Consider the following 26070-nt stretch of genomic DNA (forward strand, 5'->3'; position numbering starts at 1 on the left):
TCTCCTTCCTTATTTATTATTCAAAGGGAAACCCAGCATCGACTGCATGATCCTGGCTATATTATTAGCCCGTGCTTTTGCATTGTCGGCCACCTCCCCTTTAAAAAGGCTATCCAGGGTAGCCGTAAAAAGCGCCAGCCACTGACTGAAATGCTGCGGATCAATCGGCAACGACATATGTTTACTCATCGGATCGCCCCGGTACTTGCCGGAATACAACAACATCGTGCTCCAGAAATTGCACATGATCTGTAGATGCGGCTCCCAGTCGCTTCCGATCGCTTTTTCAAATACCGGCCCCAGTAATGCATCCGCCCTCACCTTGTCATAAAAGGTATACACCAGCTGCCTTACATCTTCGTCTGTCTGAATATCCGCCAACTGCGGCCCCTTCTCAACATCTGCCATAATATATCTTACTTGTTTAATAGTTCCAGTGGCGAGGTGACGCAATAATAAATTGCCCAGCCCACAAAAGCGATCAGCAGCACAAACACCCAGAAAGGTATACTTTGTGGCGTCTCACTACCGATGATCAGGAAATTACGCTGATCTCCTTTCCCGTACGCATTGATCATGACCGGCACAATCCCGTCTACTACCGCATTTTCAGCAATCCCTTCAATAGAGATCGCCGGTCCGTTACGTACTTCAAATGGTACCAGCCGGATACCTTCCTTTCCCGAGGGATCACGGCTGACGATCTTCAGGGTATGCTGCCCATCCACCAACCGGGTCGTATCCAGTTCAAAGTTAACCGGAGATTCCAGGATGGCAATGGGTTTTACATCTTCGTCTATAAATATGTATATCGTACTCTTGTCTTTCATAGCTGCATTTATTCAAGGATAAATTGTTTGATGTGGCCGGCCGACTTTTCACCGGGACGGATCAACCATTTCACAGAATAAAAGAAAATGACCAGTACAACCACAACCATCACAACTACAATGAGATAGTCCCAGTTACTGTCTGGTGTCTTACCATGGGTGAGTCCGCCGAGCACCACCGCCTGTTTCTTCTTACAGGCGTCACAGGCCATTACAATTGGCTGGCAGCACATAAGTAACAAAGCTGAAAAGAGTGTTTTTTTGTACATAATACAGGTCATTTTTAATGCTTATTGAGCGGTGGCTTTTGCCTTTGTTTCCTCCAGGTACTTCCGTACCTGCTCTACCGTCACCTTTGGCGCATTATTCCCCCAGCTGGTACGCTCATGGTTCATAATAGCGGTCACTTCTTCTGCTGACAGATTCGCATTCGCACCTACTGCCGGCATAACGCCATAGCCCTCACTGACACGACCATCATAACCATTCATGATGATATTGACGTATTGCAGCGGTTCAGGATCCAGTACGATCTTGCTGTCTTTCAGTGGCGGAAAAGCCCCTTTTAATCCTTCTCCATTCTGCTGATGACAACTCTGACAGTTATTAGCGTACAAGGTCGTTCCGTCAGGCGCCCCTGCAGCGGCTCCGGTAGTAGCATTTGCCGCGGAAGCTTTTTGCGCATACAGGAAAGCAGGTGTCTCCGTACCATCCGGCAGCTTCACCTGTTTCAGCTCCTTTAAATAAGTCACCAGTTGTAAAGCCTGTAGCGTTGCCACAATAACGGTCCCTTCCTCCTTGTATTCATCCGGTATCTTTACCACCACATCATTTTTAGCCGCTTCTTTCTTCTCTGTAAATAACCAGGAATAAGCCGACATAACAGATGCAGGTGCTACGATACGTGGATTGAACAGGTGTGTCAGGTGCCAGTCCTCACTCGGCTGACGGGTGCCAATATCTGTAAGATCAGGGCCGGTACGTTCTGTACCCATCAGCGTAGCCGTATTCCGCCAGAAATCAGTACGGTGATTGTCGGCATAATCTGCCGCAATACTGGGTCTTGAACCCCATTTTTTATCCATCTCAACATTACGGACCTGCTGCGTGTGACAAGCCACACAACCATTGCTCACAAACAACGCCTTTCCTTTCACTGCCGCCGGACTCAATACCGGTGCCTCCGGTAAAGGTGCATTGTTACGCTGGTTGTTCATAGCAGGAATAATAGCAACAAATACAGTAAGTATAACGAACAACAGGAAAGCGGTCCTGTACAGACTTTTATGATTATCAAATAACTCCATGACTACAGCGTTGATGCTATTTCAGAATAAGATTGATTCAGTTTCTCGATGGCAGCCCCTTTTACATCAGTAGTATCATCCCCCAGGATCATCTTGTAAAGATTATAGGCGAAGAAAAGATGCGATAACCACATCAGACTACCACCTATCGCCCGCCATAACCAGTAAGGCGCCATCATAATAACACTCTCAATAAAAGGCTTCTCCTGCATCCACATAATACCCTTCAGCGTACTGCCATACATCAATGGAATTGTATAAAACAACAGCCCTATCAATGCCAGCCAGAAGTGTGCACCCACCGTGATCTGCGGAGCCTCCTTACCCGATAAACGGGGCACGACCGCATAGATACCCGCCCACAGAAAGAAGCTGATGATCCCATACATGGTCAGATGCGAATGCGCTACCGTAAAGTCGGTAAAATGCCATATCAGATTGGTGGAGCGAAACGCCTCTGCCGTCCCCTGCAACGAACCGGTAAAATAGAAGATGATCCCTACCAGGAAGAAGGGCAGTGTATAACTGGATGCAATCTTATACCAGCCATTACGGAAGGTCATGATAAAGTTGGTTGTACCGGCAGCAACAGGAATAATCATTCCTACAGAACCCACAATAGCGACTGTCTGCAACCACCAAGGAATAGCGCTGAAGACAAAATGATGCGTACCGATCAATGTATAGAAAAGGATCTGCGCCCAGAAAGCAAGGATCCCCAGACTGTAAGAATAAATCGGCTTATTGAGCTGTTGTGGTAAGAAGTAATACACAATACCCAGTGTAAACAACATAAACCACATACCGACTCCCTGGTGCATATAATACCCCTGTACGATGGTCTCTCCCAATCCATCCTGCCACCAGGGTACATAAGCAACCACAGATATCACCAGTGCAAACATCAGCGCCGCTACGATGTACCAGTTAGAGATATAAATTTCCTTCGTAGTTCTTACGGCGATGGTATTGATGAAATTGTATAAAGTGATGACCAGCCCGATACCAAACAGTAATTGTATTGGCCAGATATATTCACGGTATTCTCCGCCGGCGTTATTAATACCTGCCATCAGACTGACAGAGCCCAGTATTACAGCTGCATTGATCAGGATCAGTGACCAACGACCCTGGTTCAGACTCGCCAGTGGCACATTACTTACACGCGGCACGACATAGTAACCTAGCCCCAACATACCGAGGGAAGCCCATCCCCAGAAAACTGCATTGGTATGTACCGGACGAAGACGACCAAAACTCAGCCAGCTAAGATGATCCACATCAGGACTTACAAATTTGATCCCGACATATTCTCCCACCGTAGTACCAAATAACAACCAAAAAGCCGCACATCCCAGGTACCACATCACAAGTTTTGAGAGCTCCGGATCAACAGCAGGTCGCGGCCTTGCCCGCTGCTTCTGCGCTACTACAGAAAGACCTGTGTGAATATTGATATTCCCCACTAAGCCCCTGGTATCTTCTGCATCAGCATTCCCTGCCAGCTCACTATTATGTAAATGATAAGCCAGTGCCTTTTTCCTTCGCTCCAACGCCTCTTCTATAACAGGATCATTGGGTTGCGTCAGGTAATCGGCAAAGACAGTCGCCTCTTCCAGGTTCCTTTCACGCGTACGACGGCGGATCAGTCCCGATACCTTCACCGCCATCAGTATAACGCCGGTTACAATAGGAATAAGTAATAAAATAAGGGTAGTGATGATGCCGGTCTCCTGTAGCAAAGACGACGGTTTAGCATCTATCTGTTGAGCGCTGGCCGGCAAACTATATACTCCACCTGCCAGTAATAGCAGCAGCATTCCCTTCAAAGCATTATTTCCCTTGTGTTGTTTTTTTTCCTTTAATGTGAGATAAGCATCAATACTCTTGCTACTAAGGGTGCTGATATATTCATTGAATTTTGTGGTGTCAGATACTGGTGGCCGTGTAGTATTTTTCGAACGCATTATATTAGTACGCACTTTCAGAAAAATAGCCACAATAAGCAATATCATCACCAGCGACAGCAGAATAAATAACAGTCCGTCGATTGAGTCCGTGGAGAAAAAAGCGCGGCCTCTGGGAGTAGCGAATAGAGGTAGCGGTACCGCCGTCAGCAAGACAGGCAATACCCGCATGAGTTGATTAACCATGATAAAGCAGAATAAAAGTTGTGTCCTCTAATGTATCCGTCCCGTTTGCATAACAGGCGCGTATCAGAATAGTATCCTATGTAGATCGTTCCGGAAGTATCTGCAGGAAAATATACCTTTCCGCAGGCCAAAGGTATACATTGTTCTTAAATAAAAGATGTTTTTGTCTTTTATTTTTCATGGATTCTCGTGTACATTTCACGCTACTCACTAACAATGAGTAGAATAGCATTTTCTATAAAAAGATATTTTTGTCTTTTATTTTTAAATCCACTTATCTTTGCTGCATTAAATTGAAAAGATGTTTTCAAAGACATGTGAATATGCCATTCGTGCCATGATATTTATTGCGCAGAAATCGAAAGACGGAAGCAAGATCGGTATCAGGGATATTGCAAAAGGGATCGATTCCCCCGAGTACTTTATTGCCAAGATATTACAGGAGCTTGGCAGAAAAGGAGTGGTACAATCCATGAAAGGACCAACTGGTGGTTTCTACCTGGATAACAGCGCCCGCAAAACATCACTTGCCACTATCGTAAAAGCTGTAGACGGCGATAATATCTTCTCCGGATGTGGCCTCGGATTAAAACAATGCTCCGACAAACATCCCTGCCCGCTTCATCATGAGTTTACCAAAATCAGAAAGGATATCACCAATATGCTCAACAAAACAAGAGTAGGCGATCTCCAGGAAGAATTGGATCAGAAACTCACCTTCCTTCGCAGAGACTAAATTTTTTTTGAAACAATAAGAGATAAAAAGGTATTTTATATCACCATAATAAAGGACAAAAAGGTCTTAATATAAGACAAGCCGGAAGAAACACAATACCGGCGATTCATTTGACAATTAAAAGAAACAAGAGATGACCACAATAACAACACTGGACGTACCAGCCCTATCTCCTGCCATCCGGCACCAGACGCTCATTCAGACGTTTGAAGCCTTACTGCCCGGCGATAGTTTTATCATACACAACGATCATGATCCACGGCCGCTCTATTATGAGTTGCTCAGCAAAAAAGGAAATATACTGACGTTTGAATATCTCCAGGACGGACCGGATCTCTGCCGGGTAATAGTTAAAAAAAGAACACAGTCCCCTGATCAGATCACCGTGGCTGACATTACCGCTGCTGACTACCGGAAAGCGGAAGTATTTGGTAAATATGGCATAGACTTCTGCTGCGGTGGCAATATTACATTGAAAGAAGCCGCTGCAAAAGCCAACATCACGGAAGAAACACTCCTGAGTGAACTGGAAGCAATCACTAAAAATACCCCGTTCCAGCTGGCAAAGAACTTCATTAACCAGACAGCTGATGAACTGATCGATTATATCGTCAGTACCCATCATCGCTATGTAAAAGAAAACATTCCTGTAATAGAACAACTGGTCACAAAAGTCGCAAAAGTACACGGTGCTGAACAGCCGGAACTACAACACTTCGAAGCAGGCACACTTGCTTTTCTGAAAGATCTGCAATTACATCTTCATAAAGAAGAACACATTCTTTTCCCCGCTATCTTACAACTTGAGAAGGAACCACATGATACTTCCGGAAGAGAGCTGGTACTAAGTGCTGTAAAAGTAATGCGTGCAGAACATGAAGCATCCGGAGAAGAACTACAAGCCTTCCGTCAGCTGACAAACAACTATACACTGCCGGAAAGCGCCTGTAATACCTATGCTTTCCTCTTTAACAAGATGAAGGAATTCGAAGCTGACCTGCTGATACATATCCACCTGGAGAACAACATACTCTTTCCTAAAGCGGTACAACTGGAACAGCAGCTATCGTAATAAAACGCTTCCTCTACAAGCCCTTACATCTATTTACAAACCAACATTTATGACAACGAAAAAACTATGGCTTACGCTGGCCCTGGTAATGGTCAGCTCATTCGCTGTACTCATCTTCTTCGGCAATGATATATATAGAAAAGCACCTCCTATTCCTGATAAAGTAGTGAGTGAAACGGGTGAAGTACTATTCAGCGGACAGGATATTAAAGACGGACAGAATGTGTGGCAATCCATCGGCGGACAAACAGTCGGCAGCATCTGGGGACATGGCGCTTACATCGCTCCTGACTGGACAGCCGATTACCTGCACCGTGAATCACTGGCCATGCTGGAAGTACTGGCTGTAAAAGACGGAAAGGTCTATAGTACCCTGCCGGCAGAAGAACAACTCGTGTATAAAGAACGCATGAAACTGGACCTGAGAAAAAACACCTTTGATCCGGTACAAAACACGATTACCTATTCCGATAGCAGGGCAAAAGTATCCAGACAACTGGCCGCCTATTATGCTAAACTGTTCATGAATGATCCAACACTCAGTGCGCTCCGCAAACAATACGCGATACCGGAAGGCACTATAAAAGATCCGGAGCGGATGCGCCTGATGGCCGCATTCTTTGCCTGGAGCACCTGGGTATGTATCAGTGAACGTCCCGACGGCACCCATGTTACTTACACCAACAACTGGCCGAATGACGAAACAGTTGGTAACACGCCTTCCGCCTCCCTTCACTTATGGTCAGGCTTCAGCGTTCTACTACTCCTGGGTTGTATTGCACTACTTGTCTTGTATCATGTGCGTAACCACGATAACGAGCATATCGATCTGCCGAAACAGGATCCGCTGCGCGACATGAAACCCACTCCCTCCATGAAGGCGACCCTCAAATACATCTGGGTAGTCAGCATTCTCATACTGGTGCAGATGCTGGCCGGTATTATCACTGCCCACTATGGTGTGGAAGGACAGGGTTTCTATGGTATACCACTGGACAAATTCCTCCCGCAATCTATCTCCCGCAGCTGGCACGTGCAATTAGCTATCTTCTGGATCGCCACTTCCTGGCTGGCCACCGGTTTGTACATGGGGCCCGCTATCTCAGGATACGAACCGCGTTATCAGCAACTAGGTGTAAATGTCCTCTTTATTGCACTGATCATCGTAGTAGGTGGTTCCCTGACCGGACAATGGCTAGGTGTCATGCAGAAGTTAGGATTGGTCGATAATTTCCTTTGGGGACACCAGGGTTATGAGTACATCGAACTCGGAAGAATATGGCAGATACTATTGCTGGTAGGTCTCATTCTTTGGTTGGGCTTAATGATGCGCGCCTTGCTGCCTGCATTAAGAAAGAAAGACGAAAGCCGCCACCTGCTCACCCTCTTCATCATTGCCTCCATCGCTATCGCGGTGTTCTACGCAGCAGGATTAATGTATGGCCGTCAGACGCACCTGGCCATTGCCGAATACTGGCGCTGGTGGGTAGTACACCTGTGGGTAGAAGGATTCTTTGAGGTATTCGCAACCGTCGTGTCAGCATTTCTTTTCTGCCGCCTGGGACTACTACGGATGCAGTCAGCCACCATCGGCGTACTGTTCTCTACCATTATCTTCCTGGCTGGTGGTATATTAGGCACCTTCCATCACATCTATTTCAGCGCAACACCTGTCGCCGTATTGGCACTGGGCGCTACCTTCAGCGCACTGGAGATAGTACCGCTGGTATTGATCGGTTATGAAGCATATCACAACTACACACTCAGTAAATCTACGCCATGGATCAAAGCATACAAGTGGCCTATCTATTGTTTCATAGCCATCTGTTTCTGGAACTTCCTGGGCGCCGGCATCTTCGGATTTGCCATTAATCCGCCAATAGCGCTTTATTATATTCAGGGATTGAATACCACCGCCGTTCACGGACATACCGCTTTATTCGGCGTATACGGTATACTGGGTATCGGTCTGATGCTGTTTGTATTGAGAGGATTATATCCCGATCACCACTGGAATGAGAAACTGATCGGTACCGCTTTCTGGTTAATAAATATAGGGTTGCTTGTCATGGTCAGCATCAGTATGCTGCCGATAGGTATCATGCAGGGCATTGCGTCTATTCAGCATGGATACTGGTATGCAAGGTCAGCCGAGTTTATGCAGACGGACACGATGCAAACCTTACGTTGGTTCCGCGTACCAGGAGATATTATGCTGGCGATAGGCGAAACTTTACTGGTTGTGTTTATTATAGGACTGAAAACAGGATGGTCAAGAAAAGGAACCAGGAATTAAACAAGCAATATTGAAACATCACAAAAACTAATAACAGGTTCATACTAAAAAGTGCCGCCTCAAACTGGGTTTGCAGGCGGCACTTAATGTCTTTCTACATCTTCGTCCTTAACTGTTCATCTTTATTCCTATTCGTTCTTCCCTTCCACAACCTTCACACCTTCTGCTGCCTTTTCATTAAGTACCTCTGCTCCTATCGTATATTCAAATACCTTCTGTTGTTTGTATTCGACGAAGCCGGTTTTAACATAAAAGGCATGTGATCCTTCTCTGATCACATTACTGCGCACACGCAGCTTTTCAATGTTTCTTTCAGCAGACCATTTTTTGGCCTTCTCAACCAGCAATCTGCCAATACCTTTTCCAAGAGTATTACGGGATACTACCAGTCCGCCAATTTCGCAGAACGGACCTGATTCGAGACGAATGGTATAGCATACATGAATCCATCCTAAAACGGTCTCTCCACTAACTGCGACATAGGCCACATCACAGATACTTTTGTCAATAGCCTGGATGTAAGTAATAGTGTCTTTCACTGTCGAGGGGTAACCTAACTCTGCTGATAAAGCTGCAACCTGCGCTGCGTCCTTTACAGACACATGCCGGACATAAATCGCACCGTTCATTTACTGCTTATTTACCTTAAATAAAATTTCAATATAATTGAATGGAATAAAAGTAATCATTTTCATGCTTGGCGTGGCATATTTATTGGAGATATTTCTATCAAAAATAGTGCTATGGAAACGACACATGAGATTAAAATCATTTCTGTTGATTACAATTCACCAGACATACAGGAGGCAGTAAAAAAATATAAACCCATCCTGATACACGACGGAAACGAGTACTGCTGCTTCATTGGTGAACGCCCTGAGTATGGTGTTTACGGATATGGAAAAACTCCTGAGCTGGCCATTATGCACTGGAATCAGAAATACCTCCAGAAAACCGTTGAAGGTGCATTGTTCTCTACTAAAAAACCTATACTGGAACAAGTAGATAATACCGAGATCGTGAAAGCCTATCTCTACCGCAGCGTGTCCAATTAATGCAACATCCCGTAGAAAAAGAAGTATCTTGCATAAAGGTATTATCTTATATATGACTACAATAACAACACTCAGGCAGTTATTCAACCGGGATCTTAATAAGCTCAAGACAGAAATTTCCGCCTATCAGCATGAGCCTGCTCTATGGACAATTGATGCCAACATTGCAAACTCCGCAGGAAATCTTTGCTTACATCTGGTAGGAAATCTCAATACATTCATCGGACTTCATTTAGGACAGTCGGGTTATGTGCGCGACAGGGATGCTGAATTTTCCTTGAAGGATGTGCCGCGCGCTGAATTGTTGCAAAAGATAGAAGATACAATTGCTATAGTAGACAAAGCATTGTCTGCACTGCCACCAGCCAGACTGGAGCAGGAATACCCTATTGAGGTATTTGAAGCAAAACAAACCACCGGTTTTATGTTGATCCATCTGGCTACCCACTTAACATATCACCTGGGCCAGATTAATTACCACAGAAGATTACTGGACCGGTAATCTTATTTCTTTCCTGCGAATATGATCTTATTATAAAAAGGATCGTTTACCGTCACTAATAAAATGGAAGGATCATAGAATGCTTCTTCCATTCCGGGACGGTTATATTTATATTGTTTGTCTATCAGTAACTGATGATAAGCACGCAGGTCTGTAAATTCATCTACATATACCGAAGCACCGGGACTGGCATCTCCATGATGTTCTGAAAGATGCAATATGATATCTCTCATAGAAAGCTGGAGGTAAAACGGTGTGTCTTCCGGTCTGTGTTCCCAGTCCACCTGGAAGCCTAACCAATCAACATAAAACTCCATGGCTTTTGCGTAGTCGAAGGCGCGGAGGACAGGCTTAACTATTGACATACTTTATTCAATTAAAAATCAGGAATTAAAATGTAAAGGAGCTTGTGCCACCGTCTTTGATAGTGGGCTATCAGCTGTCAGGCACTTTTAACTTGTCACCTCTCCCCGAAGCTTATCTGTTATATTGTAATTGGAACATTGCATCCGGATAAATACATTTTAGTATTGTAAACTGCAACAGCAACCATCTCACCAACGATCGCAGCTGCCAATGACAAACAAATACAAGCACTGGTCACTTACCAGAAAAGCTGCGACCGGTAAAATTCCCCAGGGGTCTTACCAGTAAATGCCTTGAAATCTTTAATGAAATGCGCCTGATCAAAGTATCCTGCATTATACGCGGTTTCCGTCAGCGTAGCATCATTTGACCGGTCGATAACTGATCTTAATCTGACAATGGCAGCAAATTGCTTAGGCGTAGCACCCGTAATACGGCGGAATCTTTTCTCAAAAGCATCCTGACTGATATATAAATGATGTAACAGTTCTTTAATTCGGACGTTGCCATTAGCCTGCCGGATTTGCCTGATAGCCGTATGCACCAAAAGATCCGGCACTGCATGTTTCCATAATGTCAACAGGAATTCCTGTATCTTATGAACAGCAGCTGCATAATCACTTGCCTCCGCCAGTTGTTCACTGATATCCCTCAATATCTGTTGATCAATAAAATTATCGAGCGCAGCTGAAGCCCCAAATAATTCATGTAAGGACGCTTTAAAAAACGCAGCCGCACCATCCTCACGGAACACCACCAGCAAATTAGCAGTATTGCCTGCATACAATAAAGTACGTGATGTTTTACGGAGACCAGCAATAACAGCTGAAGGCAATGTACCATAATCACTGGCAGCTACATTCCCTTTCAGCCGGAACGCCATCACCAATGAAGTATCAGGCAATACCTCATTCTGTAATGCATATTCACTTTCAATGATCATAATTGATCTGATGAAAGGCTGTAAGACAGCAACCGGTTTATACTGTTCAATATGCATAATGGCAGGCTATACACAAATATAAGCTATTCCATCTTGCGCAGAATACGGTAATCAATGTAGAAAGTACCAAACGGAATTATACAGGCTAATAATACTTTCCAGGTGATATCCGTGAACTTCCACTTGTACTCAATCCCCACACTCAACGCATTGATCACAAATGTCACAAAGAAGAACCCATGTATCGGTCCCATAATCTTCACCATAGAAGGATTATCCGCAGCATACTTCATAGGCATCGCAATCCCGGTTAATACCAACAAAGAAACTCCTTCCAGGAAACCGATCAATCTCAACCGGCCCACTTTTGTACGAAATAAATGCATCATCTTTAAAATGTTCTTAAATATGGCCTGTGCGCCAGCGGCGAAAAAGGCCATGGTATAGCAATAAAAATTATAAGCGAACCCGCCAGGAACAATAAAGCCATTGTCCGGAATTTACGCTGATCCGTATCCATGCGTTTTGCAGCAGAAGAACCAATGGTAATAACGATCACACCTGTCGTCATTAACAGGACATGCAGCAGACCGAAAAAACGGTAATCTGCCTGTGTTATCGCTTCGCGGTAATGTGATCTGAAATAAGTAACCAGCGGACTATTAAAATAAAGCACATATCCGATAGCGAGTTGTATATGCGCAATCGTGGCCGTAAGATGCCTGATGGTATTATCAGTAGCGGTAAAAGGACGTTTGTTTATCCAACCCCGGAGACTCCTTCCGATGGCAAACAGCAGACTGACAACCACCATCCACCGGAAAAAAGAATGCAACAGCAACAAAGAAAAGTACATCGGTATCGTTTGTCCGCAAAGCTCCGCTGAAAAGCAAAGATCCTTTAGGACATACAGCGCGTCATTTAGGACATTTTGATCATTTTCCTGAATTCAGTGGGCGTCACCCCTTCATAACGTTTAAACAGACGGGTAAAATAAGACTGGTCCTCAAAACCAACCTGTAAAGCAACTTCGCTGATAGGACTATCAAACTGGCTGAGTAAGACTTTTGCTTCCATAACGATGGCTTCATCGATCCATTTGGCAGGCGACTTGCTCGTCATTGTCCTGACGGATTTATTGAGATGACTGGGAGAAACATTGAGCAAAGCGGCATAATCGCTAACCAGATGCCTGGTGCTGGCATACTGGAACACCATTTCACGGAACCGGTTGGTGATATCCGAAGCACTGTGCGGCTGATTACTGCGCAAAGGCTGATAAGCCCTGTTCACTTCACAAAGCAACGCAACCAGGTTAGGCTGAAGAATATCCAGCTGCTGTACACCATGTTCCATGTACTCCGTAACGATACGGCTGAAGAGATGCAGGACATAAGCTGACGTCCGTTCATCCAGGCATATACGGGGATTCCCCCAGACTTTCAGGAACTCAAACGCTTTCAGTAACTCACTGTTCCCATATTTCCCCAACAGCATGTCATCATGAAAATTGCAGATATACCCTTCATTTTCGTCATCCTCCCCAAAAGAAAACACCTGTCCGGCAGGGACAAATAACATTTCATCCTTGCCAATCGTGTATATTTCACTGCCGATCTTCATGGTTGCGGTACCCGCCGTCAGGTACAAACAGGAGTGCGTAGCGGACCGGGAAGGCGGCACCGCCTGTTTCACATGACGGTACATATCTTCCAGTTTACAGGCCAGAAACCTAGTCAGATCCCCCTTTAGTAAGGCATCCAGCTCAGTGGAAGGCATAAAACGGGAAGTGAAGGTCCGGGCATCATATACCTTGATCTCATTCATTGCTAAAGACTAAAACAAGGTAGACGAACGGACCTGCAGAATATTTTACACCCGTTAAAAAATTTTACCCAAAGGAATCATTATTTTTGTGCCTCTCTATGAATATCTATACCACGCTGCAAAGAGGAACATATCATCTTAATAATTGTGAGGATTACCTTTTCCATGGCAATATTAACCCGCATACGTTTGTCGCTGCAGTGATGGATGGCTGTACCATGGGTACTGACAGTCATCTCATTTCTACATTGACAGGCAAGCTGTTACGGAAAATCGTCAAGGCAAAAGGATATGACGATATGCGCTCACTGGTCAATATTTCCCCGGAAGAACACCTCCAGGATATCACCCGCCAGCTGTTTGCTGAACTGAACGCCCTCCGGAACCAGATACAACTGGACCGAAATGAATTACTGACCACACTCCTGCTGATGGTAGCCGATTATAAGGCCGACAAAGCCATCCTCCTGGTCATCGGGGACGGCGCAATCAGTATCAACGGACATGTCAGCATATTCGACCGGGATAACAAACCCGATTACATCGGCTATCACCTCTCCGAACATTTCGACAGCTGGTACCAGCGTCAGTACCGTATAGCATTCAGTAACTTACTGGATATCAGTCTCGCCACAGACGGCATCACCAGTTTCAAACCTTTCAATCCGGCAGTAGCCCCGATAGACGCGATCCGCTTCCTCCTCATGGACCAGGAGAAGTCTGAATCGGATGAAATGCTGAATATGAAATGCAAAACACTGGAGCACGTATACGGAATGCTGCCCACGGATGATCTGGCTATTGTCAGATTTCTCCGCAAAAACAGCTGATCCCTCCGCTTTTACTTATCTTCGCCACCCCAAACCTATACCATGGAAGCAATTATTTTCTGTGGGATACAGGCTACCGGTAAAACCGGCTTTTATAAAGAACATTTCCTGCAGACCCACATAAGGATCTCGCTCGACCTGCTGAAAAGCCGTTACAGGGAAGACCTGTTTCTCGAAGCATGTTTCAAAAGCAGCCAACCCTTCGTTGTTGACAATACTAACCCTGGCAAAGCGGATAGAGAAAAGTATATCTCCCTTGCCCGACAACACAAATTCAAGGTGAGGGGTTATTACTTCCAATCCAGGCTTGAAGAAGCACTGGAAAGGAACAACCTGCGTACAGGCAAAGCCCTGATACCGAAAGTAGGCGTATTGAACACCTACAAAAAACTGGAAATACCCAGCCTGGAAGAAGGTTTCGACGAACTCTATTACGTCGGATTAGACACAAATGGTTTTACAATTAAAGCCTGGAATAATGAAATTTGATGAACTGGACAGCAAAATGCGGATCTATGAAACCGCGCATGACAAGATCGTACTACCGGGTATGTACATGGTAGCCCGTATCGACGGCAGAGGATTCACCAAACTAACAAAGGAAACGCATCCTTTTGAAGCCCCTTTTGATCCGCGATTCAGAGACTATATGGTGGAAACTGTAAAACACCTCATGAACTGCGGCTTTAACGTCGTGTATGGCTATACGGAAAGCGATGAAATATCCTTGCTTTTCCACCTGGCAGAAGGTGCTTTCGGTCGTAAACACCGTAAGTACAACTCCATTCTCGCGGGCGAAACAAGCGCGAAATTCTCCCTGCAACTGGGTAGTCTGGCAGCATTTGATTGCCGCATCTGCGAATTGCCTAACCGGCAACTCGTGGTAGATTATTTCAGATGGAGGAATGAAGATGCACATCGTAATGCCCTCAATGCACACTGTTACTGGCAATTGCGTAGAGACAATCACACACGTCAGAGCGCTACCAATACAATAGAAAAAATGAGTACGGCAGATAAAAATGAACTGCTGTTCCGCTATAATATCAACTTTAATAATTTGCCGGCCTGGCAAAAAAGAGGGATCGGTATTTACTGGGCAGAGATGGAGAAAGACGGCGTCAATCCTAAAACAGGCGAACAGGTAGTGGTGAAAAGAAGACAGTTGTATGTGAACCAGGAACTACCGGTAAAAGACGAGTACAACCGTTTTATACAAGAGCTGATTGAACAAAGCGAGCAATAAGTCCGCTGTAATGTATAAAACCATGCCCCGGTAAAACGGGAAACGGGGCATGGTCCTTACGATCATTCTACTTCTTGCCAGCAGCTTCTCTCTTCTCCTTCTGGCTTTTTCTGTACGCTTTCAGTTCTTCCTTGTCAATATATGAATCCTTGTTAGCGTCAATAGCATCAAATTTCTCTTTCAGATTAAATCTGCCCTTCTCCTGTTTGTCTGCCTCCGCCTTGCTGATCTTGCCATCACCGTCAGTATCCAATTTCTGGAACAGACCTTCATGTTTTGGCTTAGGCTGCTGATCCTGTGCATATGTCTTAACAGTGCTCAGTGCTGTAAACAGTATCGCGGCAACAAAAATTTTCTTCATCATAATTGTGGGTTTTGGATTAAAATAATTTTGTTCGTTTATAGTGATATTCTTTGGAGCCGTTTTGAAGGAGTAAGTTTAATCCGGAACAGGAGCCTCCTTTTTTATCTTGTAGCATCACAACAGTAAACACTGCTTATAGAACCCTTTACAGGAAAGGACTACAGCTCGATATACTCAAAAACAGTCGTCTAAAAGGCTTAACAGTATTTAACAGTAGTTAAAACTGCTTAACAGGCAGAGGATAAAAAAATTAAGAATTGGAATGCAGCGGAGATCGCTGCGTATCAAACAAAATAAAAAGCGCCCACCATCGGTAGACGCCTTTTACTTTACTTTGACAACTATTGACGTAATTCCTAATTCCTAATTCCTAATTTATTTATACTGTTGTGTGATCTTTTCTTCCGCCAGATCCAGCAACGACATATGCTTCCGTACGATCTCTTCATCAAACTCTGCTTTCTTATTAATCTTCTGCAACATCTCCCGCTGTTCATGAATCAGTTCATTGAATACGATGCGGTACCGGCTGATCGCCTGTTGCCTGTTTATATCCGTTGCATGTGATGCGGCATAACTCTCCAGGAAGGTATATTCATTCTCCATCGTTGCACGTAACTGACGGATCAGCTCATTTTCTTCCACATCAGTCTTATACTGCGTATCCAGCAACTGCACAGCGATAAAGGTCAACTTTTTACGGATCAGGGTATCCTGCTCTACCTCCGACATATAATCCACTTCTTCCAGGCCCAGTTTCCTGATCAGCCAGGGCAAAGTGAGCCCCTGCAACACCAGGGTAACCAATATCACCACAAAGGTGATAAACAGGATCATATTACGTTGCGGAAATGCTTTGCCGCCGGCCATGATCGGTATAGACAACGCCGCTGCCAGGGATACCACCCCACGCATACCTGCCCATCCAAAAACCAGGGGCAGTTTCCATCCCGGTTTGTTATCTGCCGTTTTGATAAATCTGCTGATAAACACAGTAAATATAGCCGCTCCCTGTGTACAGAGAATACGCGTAACAATCACCACAGCAGAGATCACCAACCCATACCAGATTGCCTGTTTCAGCGAACTTTCTCCCAGTCCGCTGACAATCACCGGCAACTCCAGTCCTATCAGCATAAAAACAATACCATTCAACACAAAGCCGACAGTAGCCCACACATTGACACCTTGTAAACGACTGAGATGACTAAGGATCGTTTGCTGTCTATTGGACATAAACAAACCTCCGCTGACCACCGCCAGTACACCGGAGAAATGAAACGCTTCGGCTACTATATACATTACATAAGGCGCTACAAATGTCAGTACAGTATCCATACTCGCCGTCGTAGGCATCCAGCGGTGAATCACATAGAAGATCAGCGCAATGACCAATCCGGTTACAATTCCCATCACAATAACAATCACAAAACTGAGCGCTGCTTCATGAAAGGTAAAACTACCTGTGAGCACCGCTGCCAGCGCAAACCGGTACACAATCAAACTGGAAGCGTCATTCATCAGACTTTCCCCTTCAATAATGGAAACCAGTCTTCTGGGCACATCCAGTCCGCGCATCACCGTAGTAGCAGAAACCGCATCCGGGGGAGAAATAATCCCTCCCAGCAGGAAGCCCAACGCGAGTGTAAAACCGGGAATCAGACTACTGGATACAACCGCTATGACACAGGAAGTCAGCAGAATGATCCCAAATGCAAAAGAACTGATCACACGCCGCCACTTCCAGAATTCCTTCCAGGAAGTGTTCCAGGCCGCATCATACAGCAGCGGTGGCAGAAACAGCAGGAATATCAGTTCAGGATCAATGGAAACGTCGGGCAATCCGGGAATAAGACTAAGTGCCAGTCCGCCGAGCACCAGCACAATAGGATAAGAGATCTTTAAACGCTGAGCCAGCATTACCAGTACAAGAATGACAAGGAGGAGGCCAATGTACAGAACGAATGTAGAGTGCATAGGACTAATTTAATTAAGAATTAGGAATTAAAAATTAAGAATTTCAACAACTAACATCTTTGGAACTAAATCATGTCCACTCCTTATCAACATCCCTTCCGCTGCATTTCAATTCTTAATTCTTAATTTTTAATTCTTAATTCCACCTTATTTTTGTCTGATCGAAATCAGAAGATATGGCGCAGCTTTTTAACATAAATGACATCACGATAAGAACCGAGCTCAAAACCGGAGATCTCGGTTATGTAGCTTACATGCACGGCAGGATCTATAACAGCGAACTGGGTTACGGCTTTAACTTCGAGCGCTACGTGCTGGAAGGATTGCTGGAATTCTCCCGCCAGTACGATCCGCAGAAAGACCGTGTATGGATCTGTGAATATAAAGACCGCATTGTTGGCTTTCTGATGGCACTTAGCCGAGGGAAAACCCTGCAGCTAAGGTATTTCATCATCGAGCCTGAATTCCGTGGCGCTGGCCTTGGAAAAAGGCTGATGGACAGCTTCATGGCATTCATGGATGAACAGCAGTTCGAACATGCCTATCTCTGGACCACCAACCAGCAGGATACCGCTGTATCGCTATACCTCCGCCATGGTTTTATGCTCACCGAAGAAAAAGACAGCAAGGCTTTCGACAAACCGCTGACAGAAAAAAGGTACGACCTGTTCAGAACTCCGAATCCGCTGCTGGAACCGTACGACACGCCTTACGGCCTCCCTCCTTTTGACCTCATCACCCCGGCCCGTTACCTGCCGGCCTTTGAAGCAGCCATGGAGGAACACCGGAAAAATATAGCACAGATCACCAGTCTGCAAACGCCTCCCTCCTTCGCAGATACCCTCGAGGCTTTTGAAAAAAGCGCTAGGTTATTACGTAATGTAAGCGCTGTATTCCATAACCTCACCTCTGCCAATACCTCTCCGGAACTGGAAAACATCTCCCGTCAGCTGGCTCCTATGCTCGCCAGACACAGTGATGATATCTACCTGGATGCGGCTTTATTCAACAGGATAAAAGCCCTGTATGAAAGAAGGGATGCTCTGACCCTGACCGGTGAACAGGCAAAACTGCTGGAAAAAGCCTATAAAGACTTTGTACGCAGCGGCGCTAACCTGGACGCAGACAAACAAACAAGACTACGCGAGATCAATAAACAACTGTCATTACTCACCGTACGCTTCGGACAGCACCTGCTGGCAGAAACGAATCACTACGAAATGGTGATCACAGCAGAGAAAGACCTCGCCGGTCTCCCCGACTCTCTCATAGAAGCAGCTGCCCTGTCAGCAAAAGCAGCCGGTAAAGAAAGCGGCTGGCGCTTTACCTTACACAACGCCAGCGTAATGCCTTTCCTGCAATATGCGGATCAGCGTCACCTGCGGCAAGAGATCTATGAAGCATACATAAACCGTTGTAACCACAACGACGAAAGAGATAATAAAGAGATCGTTACACAACTCGCAGCCCTGAGAGCAGAAAAAGCGGCGCTGCTGGGATATGCTTCTCATGCGGACTTCATCCTGGAAGAAAACATGGCGAAAACACCTGCGAAAGCCAATGAACTGTTACAGCAATTATGGCATGCCGCCCTGCCTGTAGCGAAACAGGAAGCCGTTGAAATGCAGGCGCTCATGAACCGCGAAGGAAAAGGTGAACAACTCGAAGCCTGGGATTGGTTCTATTATGCAGATAAAGTTAGAAAAGAGAAATATGCTTACGATGCAGAAGCATTACGTCCATACTTCAAACTGGAGAACGTACGGGATGGCCTCTTCTTCACCGCAAAAAAACTCTACGGACTGCACTTCCATCTGCTGAAAGACGTTCCGGTTTACCATGAAGAAGTATCTGCCTACGAAGTAAAAGGCGATGATGGTACACTGGTCGGATTACTCTATCTGGACTTCCATCCCCGTACCTCCAAACGTGGCGGTGCATGGATGACCTCTTACCGCAAACAAGCCATTAATGCCAACGGACGCGTTGCACCGGTGATCTCCATCGTATGTAACTTCTCCCGGCCAACTGCTACTCAACCGGCTTTATTGACACCGGATGAAGCGGAAACCTTCTTCCATGAAGCCGGTCACGCATTACATGGCCTGCTGTCAGATGTGACGTATGAGACCCTGTCAGGTACCTCCGTACCGCGTGACTTTGTAGAACTGCCTTCTCAGGTAATGGAACACTGGGCATTCGAACCGGAAGTACTGGCGCAATATGCGAAGCATTACGAAACCGGAGAACTGATCCCTGCAGCACTCGTAGAAAAGATGAAAGCTGCATCCAGATTCAACCAGGGGTTTGCGACCGTAGAATACCTCGCCGCTTCCCTGCTGGACATGGCCTATCACACACTGCCCGCCGGTAACAATATCGTACCACTGGACTTTGAAAAAGAACAGATGGATACTATCGGACTGATCCCGCAGATTGCACCAAGATACCGCAGCACTTACTTCCAGCACATATTTGCAGGAGGCTATTCCGCCGGATATTATAGCTATATATGGTCAGAAGTACTGGATAGCGACGCCTTTGCCGCTTTCAAAGAAACTGGCAATATCTTCGATCCTGCTACTGCACAGGCATTCAGGAAAAATATCCTGGAGAAAGGAGGAACAGGAGAGCCAATGGACTTATATGTTGCTTTCCGTAAAAGAGAACCGGATGTGAAGTACCTGCTGCAACACAGAGGACTTGAAACAAGTACGCATTAAGTATTAAAGCGGAAAAATAGTACAGCAAGCCGGCGAACAGATTGTTTCGCCGGCTTGCTTTTTATAATCATTTATCTTACAATCGTTATACTACCCGTTTGTTTCCGGGCCTGCTGTTTACCATCCGTATACATGATCATCCACAGATAAGTACCCGCGGGCATTGGTATCCCCTTGAAATCACCTTTCCATCCACCCTTCATATCATTACCGGTATAAATCAGCTGCCCCCAGCGGTCATATACAAACATGCCGAAATCACTGATCTTATCAAAAATCTTTACACGAAACACATCGTTGATCCCATCACCATCAGGACTAAATGCATTAGGCGCATACACAGCACAGGAATGTGTAGCCGCAGGTACTTCGATATTACCGGCAATGTTACAATCCTGCGCATCCCCGATACGATAGGCATAAGTGGCTCCGCCAAGATTACGGATCACACTGTCTGCCTGCGTGGCTAAACCCGGAATGGTGTAAGTATAAGGTGGTATCCCTCCGCTAACTGTAAAAATGATGGCGGCATCATTGGCGCCGGCACAACTCATGCTTTGTACACGACTTTCATCCAGGTTAAAAGGAGGCGGATCAGGAATATGAATATTTTCCAGTGTATCCATACAACCTTTTGCATCCTTGATAATAATATTATAATTACCTGCGTAGAGTTTATCAAATTCGGGAGAAAGCTTTACTTCTGGTCTTCCGCTGATGGTGTATTCATAAGGGGCGACCCCGCCGCTTGTATTGAGTATGATCTTATTCAGTGCTTCACCTGCACAGCCCCTGGGTACAACCGTCGCATGACCATCAAACATTGCCTCAGGCAATACGATTGTATCTCTTACAATAACACCGTTTGTCGCACATGTATTCAGAATATAAGTTCCTCCCGGTACGCCATCCAATATATTACCTGTCGTTCCTGTCGGCTCCCAGCTATAGGTGAAAGGCGCATAACGACCAGTTGCCGCAGCAATGATCCGGCCATTACTCATCCCCTGGCAACTCGGTTCAATAGCATACGTCACAACGGGTACTTCACGCAGCGTATCATCCAGGTTATCAACGGCCAGGGCGATACCATAAGCGTTGTTACAGGCAATACGTACGTCGCCGCCCAGTACGAGATATGGATAATCGCCACGAGGCGTAAATTCTGCCGTAAAACGTTTCCATTCCGTATTGACGAAAGCGCCTGATTGCCACAGCAATTCCAGCGTATCTGTCAGTATCACACCGCCATAGATCGCCAAAGCGCCATAACAGGTGGCAGAGTCATAGCCACGGGCAAAACTGAGGTCCATAGAAATACGATAGGTAGTGCCGGCACGCATACTAACGTTGAGCTTCTGCGCAATCGCTTCCAGCCAGTTACGCCCGCCTCTGAAACCAACATAAGTCGCACCATGAGAAGGCGGACCATAAACACCTGTAATCCCGGGTTGTATATCAGGAGTAGAAGTTACTACCAGCCATTGTCCGGGTGCACGGTATTGTGCCGGAACGCCTTCAAGAGAAGGATTACGGATGCCGATATCCTGTGCTGACAGCAATACTGGCCCCAGCATCGTCATCAAAAACAGGAACAAGATACCGGCGCACTGCCGGATGCTTTTTATTTGGAGGTGTACAGGGATATTGTTTATCAATTGCTTTTGCAGTCAGAATATAATATTGGAAGATATCGGTCTCCTCGCTTGGTTTCACACTACTGCAAAGCTAAGATTAATTGATAATTTTTCATAATAACTTAGATTACCTTACTACAGGCGGTTCCGTAAACTCTCCTTCAGGGAGCCTAACCACTCCTCTTTCAATATACTCAGTATAATGCTGCTTCTCCGGGTACCATCCACATTCGGTGCCACACTCCGCAAAATCCCTTCCACCGTACAACCAATGCTTTTCATAGCAGCAATGCTTCTTTCATTGGTATGTGCCGCTCTGAACTCCACTCTTTCCATACCCATTCTCTCAAATGCATACTGCAGCAGTAAAAACTTACAGTGTTTATTTAAACCAGTGCCCTGAAAATCCTTCCCGTACCAGGTATATCCCAGTTGTAAAGTGCTGTTGCGCAACTGTATATCATAAAACCGGGTACTACCCGCATATCGTTGTAACTGTTTGTCAAACACGATGAAAGGGTATTCCCTCCCTTCATTACGTGCTTCCGTAGCAGTACGGATATATTCACGCATCCCACCTGGTCCGGCTGGTGGTACCGTAGAAAATTGCCAGATCTCCGGTTCCTGGACCGCAAAAGGAATAAGGTATTCATCATCAGCTAATACGAGCGGTCGGAGTATTACTCTTTCGTCTTCCAGAACAACATTGCCGGAAAAATTAAATGGTGTCATTTTACATGGTTTTCAGATGCCTGTGCGCAAATATACTCATTCCCCTTACTCATACTTTTGGAATTCAGCAGGAAGCATGCTAACATTGTTTAAACCGTAACCCTACTATGATACCCGAAGAACTACGAGAGCGGCTGCTGTCCCGAAAGTCAGCCGACAGAAGAAGTGCTGCCAGGCATATTGGTCAGGAACAACTCACCAGTCTTTCAGCCCCGCTATTCACCGCTTACATCAAAGAAAGAAATGATAAACGTACCTGGGAAACGCAGGTGGAAATGATCAAAGCTATCGGGCGCCTCGGATACAAACCCGCCCTGTCGGAAGTGGAAATGCTGGTCATACAGAATGCCCCTTATGACACGCTCACCATATTCGCAGCAAGAACGTACGTACAGTTAAAACGAAGCTCACTGAATGACGGATACCCTATACTCTCACTCCTGCCCACTGCACGCCTGTCGGTACTCACCGGACTGCTAATGGCCCTGAGCACAGACCGTATGACGCCGGCAAGAGAAGATTGTAAAGACATCATCAGGGCCTGCTGGGATGCCAATAAACATCCCGACAGGGCAGGTCAGGAATATGGGCTTGCCGATCCGCGTAGTTATCTCGCGAATGCCTGTGCAGGATGGGATAAACAACTGACAGCAGGCTTTCTGCATCATTGCATATTCACAGCTTTTGATATCAATCTACAGGGCAATAAAGTGGAGAATAAAGTATTAACTGATATCTGCAAAAAAGCGCTCAGTGGTAAGTATAGCAAACTGAATTAGTGATAAGATAGCAGGAAGCAGATCAACAAAACATCAAATACATCAAATAAAAAAGGCCGTCTTATAAGACGGCCCTTTTCGTTATAATAATCTGTTACAACATTACGCTTTTGCTTGTCTGCTTTGTTTCCAGAGCATAAAGATGCTGCCCACGATCGTTAACCACAACAGCAGGTTCGCTACATACACCAGTTTCTGACCGGTATAGTAAGACGCTGGTTCAAATCTGAACTCAATATTATGATCGCCCGCAGGTACTGCAATACCACGCAGGATATAGTTCACATTCGTATATGCAGTCTCTTTACCATCGATATAAGCGTTCCATCCTTCGGGATAGTATACTTCACTCAATACCGCAAATTGGTTGCTCTTTGCGCTGGTCGCATATTTGATTGCATCGTTCTCATAGTTCACCAGTTTGATGGTGGCTGCTGAGTCAAATGCCGGTTGCTCTGCTCCTGCTACCTTATAACCGTTGTCCATGATCGCTGTATCCTTTGCATTCAGATGATCCAACGCTTTGATCGCTTCAATCGGACCATTTACATAGCTGATATGTTTTACAAACCATGCAGCGCCCAGTGCTTCCGGATTACGCTGGACCACCGGCATTGGCTGCTGCTGGTCCTGAGAACGGGTGATCACATAACGGGTATCCAACATGTTGAGCAGGCCCATATTCAGACCGGCGCCTGATTTAGCAAACTGGTTTTCAATGATATCCTGGTACATACGGAGTTTCGCAGCATGGTACCCCCCTACGGAACGGTGATAGTAAGAAGTGATCGCATCGTTAAACGGATCGCCGGTTGACAGGTTCAGTACTCTATAATGAGGATCTTTATCCTGTAATATCTGCTGATCAGCAGCCGTCGGTGCAAAGTTGCCTGCCTGATAGCTGGATTGATCCTGGTAATTGTCTTTGTTCAGGTATTTCTTCGCTACAAACAGCAGATCCGCAGTATTCAGTACAATGAACACACCCAGGATCGCTACTGGCTTGATCTTATCTTTCAGATAGAGATAGAAAGCACCGATGATCACTGCCCATATCCAAAGCAGGTGGAAAATACCAGCGCCGAACATCGCTTTTCTGTCGGCAATCATACCATCCAGTACACGACGGGCCAGATCTGCACCTGCCTGTTGTGTCAGTCCATCAAGGATCTGTGTGTCATAACTACCTTTATAATCGTTGAACAGGTATACTAAACCTGCCAATATGATAACACCACCACTGGCGTACAGGATCTTCTTAAAGTTTTGCTGTAACAGCGCCTTTGCATTATCAGCATACAGAAGTCTGTCAACCGCCAGTACCGCCAGCAATGGCAGCAGCAACTGCGGGATGATCAGTGCCATAGACGGCGCTCTGAATTTATTGAAGAGCGGCAGGTGATTGAACAGTATCTGGTTGAATGAAGAGAAATAGCTACCCCATGCAATAAAGAGCGTTAACGCAATCGCTGCCAGTATCCACCAACGGGTAATATTGCTGATAGGATTTGTGCTTTCACCCAATCCCAGTGCTACAAAACCAATTACTGCCAGGAGACAGATCAGCGCACCACTGTAGGGAGGACCTGCTGTGAATGGCGATACGCCACCCCAGTATCTCGGCAGACTGGTAGCCAGCTGGCTCGCCTGTGCTTCCGGTACGCCCTGTTTTGTCAACTCCGATACCACCTTGGAATCCGCATCCAGGTGTTCAGCCGAACCACCTCCAAATGCACCCGGCATCGCCAGTACAAATGTCTCTCCCACACCCAGGCTATACTGGAAAGCATAGCTTTCATCCAGACCCTGTGTTTTTGTCTGTGTCAGTTTACCATCTTCAGAAAGATCGACTGTTTTACCACCACGCATCGTGTATTTGGAATACTCGTAAGTGGTCAGCAGACTCTGAGAAGTATTACCCACGCCTATCAGACCGGCCAGTAAGGCCAGCGACAGGGCGATGATCATATGTTTAAAGTCACGCTGCATGATCCAGGTAGCGATATAACCTACCGCCATGATTCCCAGCGTCAGCAGCAGATAGAAAGTAACCTGCGGGTGTCCCGATCCTATTTCCAGTGTGGCAAAGAGCGCAGCTACTGCCAGCCCCAGCACATATTTTTTCCTGAATATCAGCACCAGCCCTGCCAGTAATCCCGGCATATAGGCGATCGCCAGCATTTTTGTTTCATGCCCTACAGAGATGATGATCGGATCATAGGTGGCATAAGCAAAACCTAAACTACCCAATACCGCCGCCAATACGTTCACATTATAAGCCATACCCAGGATGTAAAAGCACAGACAGGCCAGAAAGAAATAACTGGCCGGTTTGGGCAGATACAACTGCAGCAGACTGCCGAAGTCAGGCAGGAATGTTTTCGTATCCATGGTTACCTGGTAGTTAGGCATACCACTGAACAGGTGCGTATTCCATAATGGAAAATGGCCATGGACCGCTTTGTAATTAAACGCGTCCTGCGCCATACCTTTCCAATGCACGATATCGGTCTGCTGTAACACCTTCCCTTCCAGGGCAGGGCTGCAATAAACCAATGCAACGATCAAAAAGACGGAAATCGCAATCACGTGAGGGATGATCTTCTTCCAGGAAAAACTGTTCATAGATCTTTGTTGTTTACAATACTGTTTGACAGACAAACGTAACCTTCTCTGAATCAGGATAATGGTCCAC

Annotated in this window: 26 protein-coding genes; 10 read left to right on the forward strand and 16 right to left on the reverse strand. The window is 45.8% G+C overall.

Going from position 1 to position 26070, the window contains the following annotated elements:
- Window positions 1–9 precede the first annotated feature (9 nt).
- The 5 genes from CPIN_RS28585 to CPIN_RS28605 are packed head-to-tail and all read right to left on the reverse strand — an operon-like array spanning window position 10 to window position 4290.
- Window positions 10–408 (reverse strand): group III truncated hemoglobin, encoded by a 399-nt coding sequence (locus tag CPIN_RS28585; protein WP_012793366.1) that lies wholly within the window; start codon window positions 406–408, stop codon window positions 10–12.
- A gap of 8 nt (window positions 409–416) precedes the next feature.
- Entirely contained in the window at window positions 417–830 is a 414-nt protein-coding gene (locus CPIN_RS28590; RefSeq protein ID WP_012793367.1) for a hypothetical protein, read from the reverse strand.
- An 8-nt stretch (window positions 831–838) separates the two neighbouring features.
- Complete coding sequence (locus CPIN_RS28595) at window positions 839–1099, reverse strand: hypothetical protein (protein WP_012793368.1); 261 nt, start codon at window positions 1097–1099, stop codon at window positions 839–841.
- 21 nt (window positions 1100–1120) lie between these two features.
- The gene (locus tag CPIN_RS28600; RefSeq protein WP_012793369.1) at window positions 1121–2137 is read right to left on the reverse strand and encodes a cytochrome c; all 1017 of its coding nucleotides are present in this window, start codon (window positions 2135–2137) and stop codon (window positions 1121–1123) included.
- Window positions 2138–2139: 2 nt separating this feature from the next.
- On the reverse strand, window positions 2140–4290 hold the full coding sequence (locus CPIN_RS28605; RefSeq protein ID WP_245552042.1) for a cbb3-type cytochrome c oxidase subunit I: 2151 nt from the start codon (window positions 4288–4290) through the stop codon (window positions 2140–2142).
- Window positions 4291–4591: 301 nt separating this feature from the next.
- Between CPIN_RS28605 and CPIN_RS28610 the strand changes: the two genes are divergently transcribed.
- The 3 genes from CPIN_RS28610 (at window position 4592) to CPIN_RS28620 (ending at window position 8394) form a co-directional block, all read left to right on the forward strand.
- The gene (locus CPIN_RS28610; protein ID WP_012793371.1) at window positions 4592–5026 is read left to right on the forward strand and encodes an RrF2 family transcriptional regulator; all 435 of its coding nucleotides are present in this window, start codon (window positions 4592–4594) and stop codon (window positions 5024–5026) included.
- A 133-nt stretch (window positions 5027–5159) separates the two neighbouring features.
- Window positions 5160–6098, forward strand: a complete 939-nt coding sequence (ric, locus tag CPIN_RS28615) for an iron-sulfur cluster repair di-iron protein (protein ID WP_012793372.1) — start codon at window positions 5160–5162, stop codon at window positions 6096–6098.
- A gap of 49 nt (window positions 6099–6147) precedes the next feature.
- Window positions 6148–8394 carry a nitric-oxide reductase large subunit gene (locus CPIN_RS28620; protein ID WP_012793373.1) on the forward strand — a complete coding sequence of 749 codons (2247 nt, stop codon included), beginning with the start codon at window positions 6148–6150 and terminating at the stop codon, window positions 8392–8394.
- Between the two features lie 128 nt (window positions 8395–8522).
- Here the strand turns inward: CPIN_RS28620 and CPIN_RS28625 are convergent, their stop codons facing one another.
- Window positions 8523–9023: a GNAT family N-acetyltransferase gene (locus CPIN_RS28625; RefSeq protein ID WP_012793374.1), complete on the reverse strand. Its 501-nt coding sequence runs from the start codon at window positions 9021–9023 to the stop codon at window positions 8523–8525.
- Window positions 9024–9137: 114 nt separating this feature from the next.
- Between CPIN_RS28625 and CPIN_RS28630 the strand changes: the two genes are divergently transcribed.
- Together CPIN_RS28630 and CPIN_RS28635 are read left to right on the forward strand one after the other, a co-directional pair.
- Window positions 9138–9449, forward strand: coding sequence for a hypothetical protein (locus CPIN_RS28630; RefSeq protein ID WP_012793375.1), 312 nt, complete (start codon window positions 9138–9140; stop codon window positions 9447–9449).
- A gap of 52 nt (window positions 9450–9501) precedes the next feature.
- Window positions 9502–9951, forward strand: a complete 450-nt coding sequence (locus CPIN_RS28635; protein WP_012793376.1) for a DinB family protein — start codon at window positions 9502–9504, stop codon at window positions 9949–9951.
- Between the two features lie 2 nt (window positions 9952–9953).
- On the opposite strand, the gene CPIN_RS28640 is transcribed toward CPIN_RS28635, so the two are convergent.
- The 5 genes from CPIN_RS28640 to CPIN_RS28660 form a co-directional block, all read right to left on the reverse strand.
- Window positions 9954–10316 carry a glyoxalase superfamily protein gene (locus CPIN_RS28640; RefSeq protein ID WP_012793377.1) on the reverse strand — a complete coding sequence of 121 codons (363 nt, stop codon included), beginning with the start codon at window positions 10314–10316 and terminating at the stop codon, window positions 9954–9956.
- A gap of 239 nt (window positions 10317–10555) precedes the next feature.
- Entirely contained in the window at window positions 10556–11317 is a 762-nt protein-coding gene (locus tag CPIN_RS28645; RefSeq protein WP_012793378.1) for a helix-turn-helix transcriptional regulator, read from the reverse strand.
- Between the two features lie 26 nt (window positions 11318–11343).
- Entirely contained in the window at window positions 11344–11649 is a 306-nt protein-coding gene (locus CPIN_RS28650; RefSeq protein ID WP_012793379.1) for a DUF3817 domain-containing protein, read from the reverse strand.
- Window positions 11650–11651: 2 nt separating this feature from the next.
- Window positions 11652–12116, reverse strand: coding sequence for a hypothetical protein (locus CPIN_RS28655; protein WP_012793380.1), 465 nt, complete (start codon window positions 12114–12116; stop codon window positions 11652–11654).
- Window positions 12117–12181: 65 nt separating this feature from the next.
- The gene (locus tag CPIN_RS28660) at window positions 12182–13087 is read right to left on the reverse strand and encodes an AraC family transcriptional regulator (RefSeq protein WP_012793381.1); all 906 of its coding nucleotides are present in this window, start codon (window positions 13085–13087) and stop codon (window positions 12182–12184) included.
- 98 nt (window positions 13088–13185) lie between these two features.
- Here CPIN_RS28660 and CPIN_RS28665 point away from each other — a divergent pair, with 98 nt between their 5' ends.
- The 3 genes from CPIN_RS28665 to CPIN_RS28675 are packed head-to-tail and all read left to right on the forward strand — an operon-like array spanning window position 13186 to window position 15163.
- Window positions 13186–13917, forward strand: coding sequence for a protein phosphatase 2C domain-containing protein (locus tag CPIN_RS28665; protein WP_012793382.1), 732 nt, complete (start codon window positions 13186–13188; stop codon window positions 13915–13917).
- A gap of 42 nt (window positions 13918–13959) precedes the next feature.
- Window positions 13960–14406, forward strand: coding sequence for an AAA family ATPase (locus tag CPIN_RS28670; RefSeq protein ID WP_012793383.1), 447 nt, complete (start codon window positions 13960–13962; stop codon window positions 14404–14406).
- Window positions 14396–15163, forward strand: coding sequence for a tRNA(His) guanylyltransferase Thg1 family protein (locus CPIN_RS28675; protein WP_012793384.1), 768 nt, complete (start codon window positions 14396–14398; stop codon window positions 15161–15163). Before CPIN_RS28670 ends, CPIN_RS28675 begins: the two co-directional genes overlap by 11 nt.
- Before the next feature lie 67 nt (window positions 15164–15230).
- Here the strand turns inward: CPIN_RS28675 and CPIN_RS28680 are convergent, their stop codons facing one another.
- Entirely contained in the window at window positions 15231–15527 is a 297-nt protein-coding gene (locus CPIN_RS28680; protein ID WP_052306899.1) for an EF-hand domain-containing protein, read from the reverse strand.
- Between the two features lie 375 nt (window positions 15528–15902).
- Window positions 15903–17504: a Na+/H+ antiporter gene (locus CPIN_RS28685; RefSeq protein ID WP_012793386.1), complete on the reverse strand. Its 1602-nt coding sequence runs from the start codon at window positions 17502–17504 to the stop codon at window positions 15903–15905.
- 176 nt (window positions 17505–17680) lie between these two features.
- On the opposite strand from CPIN_RS28685, the gene CPIN_RS28690 reads away from it, so the two are divergent.
- The gene (locus CPIN_RS28690) at window positions 17681–20227 is read left to right on the forward strand and encodes a GNAT family N-acetyltransferase (protein ID WP_012793387.1); all 2547 of its coding nucleotides are present in this window, start codon (window positions 17681–17683) and stop codon (window positions 20225–20227) included.
- Between the two features lie 71 nt (window positions 20228–20298).
- On the opposite strand, the gene CPIN_RS28695 is transcribed toward CPIN_RS28690, so the two are convergent.
- Window positions 20299–21810, reverse strand: coding sequence for a T9SS type B sorting domain-containing protein (locus tag CPIN_RS28695; protein ID WP_012793388.1), 1512 nt, complete (start codon window positions 21808–21810; stop codon window positions 20299–20301).
- Between the two features lie 189 nt (window positions 21811–21999).
- On the reverse strand, window positions 22000–22596 hold the full coding sequence (locus CPIN_RS28700) for a GNAT family N-acetyltransferase (protein WP_012793389.1): 597 nt from the start codon (window positions 22594–22596) through the stop codon (window positions 22000–22002).
- Window positions 22597–22703: 107 nt separating this feature from the next.
- Here CPIN_RS28700 and CPIN_RS28705 point away from each other — a divergent pair, with 107 nt between their 5' ends.
- Entirely contained in the window at window positions 22704–23375 is a 672-nt protein-coding gene (locus CPIN_RS28705; RefSeq protein WP_012793390.1) for a hypothetical protein, read from the forward strand.
- Between the two features lie 102 nt (window positions 23376–23477).
- Here the strand turns inward: CPIN_RS28705 and CPIN_RS28710 are convergent, their stop codons facing one another.
- Entirely contained in the window at window positions 23478–26000 is a 2523-nt protein-coding gene (locus CPIN_RS28710) for a YfhO family protein (RefSeq protein WP_012793391.1), read from the reverse strand.
- Window positions 26001–26070: the final 70 nt, after the last annotated feature.

The sequence above is a fragment of the Chitinophaga pinensis DSM 2588 genome (assembly GCF_000024005.1).
GTDB lineage: Bacteria > Bacteroidota > Bacteroidia > Chitinophagales > Chitinophagaceae > Chitinophaga > Chitinophaga pinensis.

Bases quoted from the DNA above. Each gene is read 5' to 3' on its own strand.
- CPIN_RS28650 (WP_012793379.1), bottom strand. From the start codon at position 11,649: ATGATGCATTTATTTCGTACAAAAGTGGGCCGGTTGAGATTGATCGGT.
- CPIN_RS28660 (WP_012793381.1), bottom strand. From the start codon at position 13,087: ATGAATGAGATCAAGGTATATGATGCCCGGACCTTCACTTCCCGTTTT.
- CPIN_RS28600 (WP_012793369.1), bottom strand. From the start codon at position 2,137: ATGGAGTTATTTGATAATCATAAAAGTCTGTACAGGACCGCTTTCCTG.
- CPIN_RS28585 (WP_012793366.1), bottom strand. From the start codon at position 408: ATGGCAGATGTTGAGAAGGGGCCGCAGTTGGCGGATATTCAGACAGAC.
- CPIN_RS28690 (WP_012793387.1), top strand. From the start codon at position 17,681: ATGGCGCAGCTTTTTAACATAAATGACATCACGATAAGAACCGAGCTC.
- CPIN_RS28630 (WP_012793375.1), top strand. From the start codon at position 9,138: ATGGAAACGACACATGAGATTAAAATCATTTCTGTTGATTACAATTCA.
- CPIN_RS28640 (WP_012793377.1), bottom strand. From the start codon at position 10,316: ATGTCAATAGTTAAGCCTGTCCTCCGCGCCTTCGACTACGCAAAAGCC.
- ric (WP_012793372.1), top strand. From the start codon at position 5,160: ATGACCACAATAACAACACTGGACGTACCAGCCCTATCTCCTGCCATC.
- CPIN_RS28695 (WP_012793388.1), bottom strand. From the start codon at position 21,810: ATGACGATGCTGGGGCCAGTATTGCTGTCAGCACAGGATATCGGCATC.
- CPIN_RS28680 (WP_052306899.1), bottom strand. From the start codon at position 15,527: ATGATGAAGAAAATTTTTGTTGCCGCGATACTGTTTACAGCACTGAGC.
- CPIN_RS28595 (WP_012793368.1), bottom strand. From the start codon at position 1,099: ATGTACAAAAAAACACTCTTTTCAGCTTTGTTACTTATGTGCTGCCAG.
- CPIN_RS28625 (WP_012793374.1), bottom strand. From the start codon at position 9,023: ATGAACGGTGCGATTTATGTCCGGCATGTGTCTGTAAAGGACGCAGCG.
- CPIN_RS28675 (WP_012793384.1), top strand. From the start codon at position 14,396: ATGAAATTTGATGAACTGGACAGCAAAATGCGGATCTATGAAACCGCG.
- CPIN_RS28605 (WP_245552042.1), bottom strand. From the start codon at position 4,290: ATGGTTAATCAACTCATGCGGGTATTGCCTGTCTTGCTGACGGCGGTA.
- CPIN_RS28705 (WP_012793390.1), top strand. From the start codon at position 22,704: ATGATACCCGAAGAACTACGAGAGCGGCTGCTGTCCCGAAAGTCAGCC.
- CPIN_RS28645 (WP_012793378.1), bottom strand. From the start codon at position 11,317: ATGCATATTGAACAGTATAAACCGGTTGCTGTCTTACAGCCTTTCATC.
- CPIN_RS28710 (WP_012793391.1), bottom strand. From the start codon at position 26,000: ATGAACAGTTTTTCCTGGAAGAAGATCATCCCTCACGTGATTGCGATT.
- CPIN_RS28620 (WP_012793373.1), top strand. From the start codon at position 6,148: ATGACAACGAAAAAACTATGGCTTACGCTGGCCCTGGTAATGGTCAGC.
- CPIN_RS28610 (WP_012793371.1), top strand. From the start codon at position 4,592: ATGTTTTCAAAGACATGTGAATATGCCATTCGTGCCATGATATTTATT.
- CPIN_RS28655 (WP_012793380.1), bottom strand. From the start codon at position 12,116: ATGTACTTTTCTTTGTTGCTGTTGCATTCTTTTTTCCGGTGGATGGTG.
- CPIN_RS28685 (WP_012793386.1), bottom strand. From the start codon at position 17,504: ATGCACTCTACATTCGTTCTGTACATTGGCCTCCTCCTTGTCATTCTT.
- CPIN_RS28665 (WP_012793382.1), top strand. From the start codon at position 13,186: ATGAATATCTATACCACGCTGCAAAGAGGAACATATCATCTTAATAAT.
- CPIN_RS28590 (WP_012793367.1), bottom strand. From the start codon at position 830: ATGAAAGACAAGAGTACGATATACATATTTATAGACGAAGATGTAAAA.
- CPIN_RS28635 (WP_012793376.1), top strand. From the start codon at position 9,502: ATGACTACAATAACAACACTCAGGCAGTTATTCAACCGGGATCTTAAT.
- CPIN_RS28700 (WP_012793389.1), bottom strand. From the start codon at position 22,596: ATGACACCATTTAATTTTTCCGGCAATGTTGTTCTGGAAGACGAAAGA.
- CPIN_RS28670 (WP_012793383.1), top strand. From the start codon at position 13,960: ATGGAAGCAATTATTTTCTGTGGGATACAGGCTACCGGTAAAACCGGC.